General features: G+C 64.9%; 5 protein-coding genes. All 5 read left to right on the top strand.

The genetic code is table 11. The features are described from left to right. On the top strand, window positions 1-2100 hold a 2100-nt coding region (gene rnr / locus EOA79_RS29595; protein ID WP_128293540.1), incomplete at its 5' end, for a ribonuclease R. Next, window positions 2100-2540, top strand: a complete 441-nt coding sequence (locus EOA79_RS29590) for a DUF983 domain-containing protein (protein ID WP_095802261.1) — start codon at window positions 2100-2102, stop codon at window positions 2538-2540. The genes rnr and EOA79_RS29590, both read left to right, overlap by 1 nt. Before the next feature lie 184 nt (window positions 2541-2724). Further along, a complete protein-coding gene (locus tag EOA79_RS29585; protein WP_095825215.1) occupies window positions 2725-3465 on the top strand; it encodes an NUDIX domain-containing protein in 741 nt (246 codons plus the stop codon). Window positions 3466-3484: 19 nt separating this feature from the next. Then, on the top strand, window positions 3485-4660 hold the full coding sequence (locus tag EOA79_RS29580) for an MFS transporter (RefSeq protein ID WP_095825214.1): 1176 nt from the start codon (window positions 3485-3487) through the stop codon (window positions 4658-4660). Between the two features lie 99 nt (window positions 4661-4759). Then, window positions 4760-4886, top strand: a 127-nt coding sequence (locus EOA79_RS29575; protein ID WP_245489947.1) for an IS630 transposase-related protein, incomplete at its 3' end; no start/stop codon positions are given.

The raw sequence follows: 4886 nt of genomic DNA, 5'->3' as shown, positions 1-4886 counted from the left end.
CTGCAGGATGAGGGCCTGCTGACCAGGAACCGCAAGCGGCTCACCCGCGCCGGCTCCCTGCCCCATGTCGCCGTGCTCGACATTTTCGGCCGCGATAACGATGGTGTGCTTCTGGCGCATCCGAGCGAATATACCGGCCCGGGCTCGCCGCCTGTGATCGCCATCCGCATTTCGCGCGGCGCCAGCGGCCCGGTTCCGGGCATCGGCGCCCGCGTCCTCGCCAAGACCTTCCCGACCGACGATCCCTCAGGCCCCGCCTATACCGGGCGGGTCATGAAGATTTTCGAGAAGCGCAGCGAAGCCGTGCTCGGCGTCTTCCGCGTGCTGAAGGACGGCACCTTTCGCATCGAGCCGGTGGAACGCCGCCAGCCCGAGCTGATCGTCGACAAGGAATTCCAGAACGGCGCCAAAAATGGCGATCTGGTCGAGGTCGAGCCGGCGCGCGCTTCGCGCTACGGCCTGCCGCGGGCCAAGGTGCTGGCGGTGCTGGGCTCGCTGACTAGCGAGAAGGCGGTCTCGATGATCGCCATCCACGCCCACGACATACCCCACGTCTTTCCGGCCCATGTGATCGCCGAAGCCGACGCCGTGAAGCCGGTTTCGCTTGCCGGGCGCGAGGACTGGCGCGATCTGCCGCTGGTCACCATCGATCCGGCCGACGCCAAGGACCATGACGACGCGGTGTTCGCCACGCCCGATACGGATAAGAAGAATCCCGGCGGCGTCATCGTCACCGTGGCAATCGCCGATGTCGCGGCCTATGTCCGCTACGGCACGCCGCTCGACCGCGAGGCGCTGAAGCGTGGCAATTCGGTCTATTTCCCGGACCGCGTCGTGCCGATGCTGCCCGAGCGCATCTCCAACGACCTCTGCTCGCTGCGCGAAGCGGAGGACCGCCCGGCGATCGCCGTGCGCATGACCTTTTCGGCGGAAGGCCGCAAGCTCAGGCACTCGTTCCACCGCATTATGATGAAATCGGCGGCCAAGCTCGCCTATCCGCAGGCGCAGGCGGGGATCGATGGCGTGCCCGACGACAAGACGGGGCCGATCCTCGAAGGCGTTCTGAAGCCCCTCTGGGACGCCTATGCCGTGCTCAAGCGCGGCCGCGACAGCCGCCAGCCGCTCGAACTGGAGCTGCCGGAACGCAAGATCCTGCTCAAGCCCGACGGCACCGTCGACCAGGTCGTCGTGCCGGAGCGCCTCGACGCCCACAAGCTGATCGAGGAGTTCATGATCCAGGCCAATGTCGCGGCCGCGGAGACGCTTGAAGGCAAGAAAGAGCCGCTCGTCTACCGCATCCACGACGCGCCGTCGCTGGCGAAACAGGAATCGCTGCGCGAGTTCCTGCACACGCTTGGCCTGTCGCTGGCGCGCGGCGCGCAGATGCGGCCCGGGCAGTTCAACGGCATTCTGGAGCGGGTGCGCGGCGCCGACAACGAGGCGCTGGTCAATGAAGTGGTGCTGCGCTCGCAGAGCCAGGCCGAATACTCGCCGAAGAACATCGGCCATTTCGGTCTCAACCTGAGACGCTACGCACATTTCACCTCGCCGATCCGGCGCTATGCGGATCTCATCGTGCATCGCGGACTGATTGCCGCGCTCGGCCTCGGTCCCGGCGGCCTGACGCAGCAGGAAGCGGATCGCCTGGAAGAGGTCGGCGCGCTGATCTCGGCCACCGAACGCCGCGCCATGGCGGCCGAACGCGACACGGTCGACCGGCTGATCGCGGCCTATCTCGCCGAGCGCATCAACGACACCTTCGACGCTCGCATCTCCGGCGTCGCCAAGGCGGGACTCTTTGTCCAATTGCCGCAGTATGGCGCCGATGGTTTCATCCCGGTGTCAAGTTTGGACGGCGATTACTATATCTACGATGAAACCGCTCGATCGCTGTTCGGAGAGCGCACCGGCAAGGGCTACCAGCTAGCCGACCGCGTCGAGGTGCGGCTGCTCGAGGTTGCGCCGATGGCGGGCGCGATGCGTTTCGAAATGCTGAGCGACCCGAAGCCGCTGCCAGGCTCGCGACGGTCGTTCCACAAGACCAAGGGCCGCGCCCGCGCGTCGCAGTCGCGCACGGGTCCCCGCGGCAGGAGAAGATGATGTCGAAGGGCATGGAAGAACAGGTTTTCGGCGGCGAGCACCATTCGGGCCGCGTCGCGCGTCCGCTGTGGACGGCAATCAAGCGCGGCATGCTTGGCCGGTGCCCGCATTGCGGCGAAGGCAAGCTGTTCGGCGCCTTCACAAAGCCCGTCGACAAATGCGGCGTCTGCGGCGAGGAGCTTCATCACCATCGCGCCGACGACCTTCCCGCCTATCTGGTGATCGTCATCGTCGGCCACATTGTGGTTGGCGCCTTCATGACTGTGGAGGCCGCCACCACGCTTTCGACCTGGCAGCACGCGCTGATCTGGGTGCCGCTGACCATTATTCTGGCCGTCGCGCTGTTGCAGCCGGTCAAAGGCGCCGTCATCGGCCTGCAATGGGCGCTCTATATGCACGGCTTCGGCGGCGAGAAGGACGAGTTCGAGCCGCATCTCTAAGCCTGGAGCGGTTCTGTCCTTGATACAAACAACGACCATCTCCGAGCAGTGGAATTCCAGATCGAGAACCGCTGCGCGTTTTTTCCTGGAATTGCTCCGGCAGCGACGTTTGGTCCGGGCTGGTGCAAAGGCCCGAACACGTAAGCCACTTTCGCGTTCGAGAAGTTTCCGCTAGGTCGAGCGCATGGAAGGAATGACCAAGGCGGATGTCGACAAGCTCGATAAAGGCTTGGCCGTGCACGGCGGTCGGGCGCTTCGCCCGCGCGATGCCGCAACCTTGATCCTGCTCGACAGGAGAGCCAGCGACGTTCTGGTGCTGATGGGCCGGCGCCATGCCGGCCACGCCTTCATGCCGGGAAAATTCGTCTTCCCCGGGGGCCGCACCGATCCCGCCGACAGCCGCGTTCCGGTGGCTGCCCCGCTGCATCCTGAGGAAGAGGCGAGGCTTGTGAGCGGCCCCGGCCGCGCGAGTGCCGCACGGGCGCGCGCCATCGCCATGTCGGCAATTCGTGAGACTTACGAGGAAGCCGGCCTGCTGATCGGTCGTAAAGGCCCGTTCGCGACCGCCAAGCGCGATTGGCAGGGTTTCGTCGAACACAGCGTCGCACCGTCGCTGGACGCCCTGCGCTTCATTGCCCGCGCCATAACGCCGCCCAACCGCGTGCGCCGCTTCGATACCCGCTTCTTCAGCGCCTGGCGTGAGGATGTCGCCGTCGAATTGCCCGACGGTGGTCCAACCAACGAGTTGGAGGAGCTCGTCTGGCTGCCGCTTGGCGACGCCCGCAAGGCCGACACACCCGACATCACCCGCATGATCCTGGAAGAACTGGAAAGGCGGCTCGCCCACGATCCGTTGCTGCGTCCGGGCGGCGCAGTGCCGTTCTTCCGCCTCATCCGAAACCGCTTCGTTCGCGAAGTCCTTTAGAAGCAGAGCATCCCCATCGATGACGGTCGATACCCAGCAACAGGGCGACGAACGCGTACACTGGCTGCCGATGACTGCGGCGATCTCCTCGATCAGCGTGGTCGGCATTGCCATCGGCCTCGGCATGCCGCTGCTCAGCGTCATCCTCGAATCGCGCGGCCACTCGGCCTCGATGATCGGCCTCAACACGGCGGTCGCCGGGCTCGCCTCGATCGCCGGCGCGCCGCTCGCCACGCCGCTGGCCATGCGCCTCGGCGTCGCCCAGACCATGCTTTTGATGATCGCCGTTGGCGCGCTCGCTTTTGTCGGCTTTCATTTCGCGCCGGCCTTCTGGATGTGGTTTCCGCTCCGCGTCGCGCTGCACATTTCGCTGACAGTGCTCTTCATTCTGTCGGAATTCTGGATCAGCACCTCGGCGCCCCCGCATCGTCGCGGCCTTGTGCTTGGCATCTACGCCACGGTGCTTTCTCTGGGCTTCGCCGCCGGGCCGTGGCTGTTCGCCCATGTCGGCTCCGATGGATTCCTGCCGTTCGGCGTCACCATTGCGTTGGTAACGCTTGCTGCCATCCCGGTGCTGGCGGCCCGTAACGAGAGCCCGGCGATCGTCGCCGACGGCGAAACCAGCCATTTCCTGCGCTATATCTGGATGGTGCCCACAGCAACCTTCGCCGTGCTGGTGTTCGGCGCCGTCGAGACCGGCGGCTTTTCGCTGTTCCCGGTCTATGGCAGCCGCATCGGCTACTCCGAGGCCGACGCTGCGCTGTTGCTGACCATGATCGGGCTCGGCAACGTGCTGCTGCAGATACCGATTGGCATGATCAGCGACCGAGTCTCGGACCGCCGCTACCTGCTTCTGGCCTGCGCCACGGTCGGCCTCATCGGAACCGTGTTCATGCCTTTCTTCGCCAAGGACTGGCACCTGATGGCGGCGCTTCTGTTCGTCTGGGGCGGTGTGGTCGCGGCCATGTACACGATCGGCCTTGCGCATCTGGGTTCTCAGCTTTCCGGCCATGAGCTCGCCTCTGCCAACGCCGCCTTCGTGCTCTGCTATGGGGTCGGCATGGTGATCGGCCCGCAGGCGATCGGCATCGGCATGGACGCCTTCGGCCCTTCGGGCTTCGGCTGGTCGCTGGCGCTGTTCTTTGCCGCGTACATGCTCTTGGTTCTCGTCAGGCTGGTGCGAAAGATCCTCTAGTGAAAATGTCGCCCAGGAGCGTCGGACCATCAGATTGAATCGCGAAGGATTCCGCTGATGTAAGGTTTGTGATTCACTTCCTTGTGGAGGTGATTTGCTATGCCCAAGCCCTATTCGCTCGATTTGCGTGAACGTGTTGTGCGGTTTGTCGAGGCGGGCCATTCTCGGCGTGCGGCGGCGGCACATTTTGAGGTGTCGGTTTCGTTCGTCGTTATCCTGATGAGGA

The sequence above is a fragment of the Mesorhizobium sp. M1A.F.Ca.IN.020.03.2.1 genome (assembly GCF_004023205.1).
Taxonomy (GTDB): Bacteria; Pseudomonadota; Alphaproteobacteria; order Rhizobiales; family Rhizobiaceae; genus Mesorhizobium.
The sequence above is the reverse complement of the archived record's forward strand: the minus strand, read 5'-3'. Positions and strand labels throughout refer to the sequence as shown.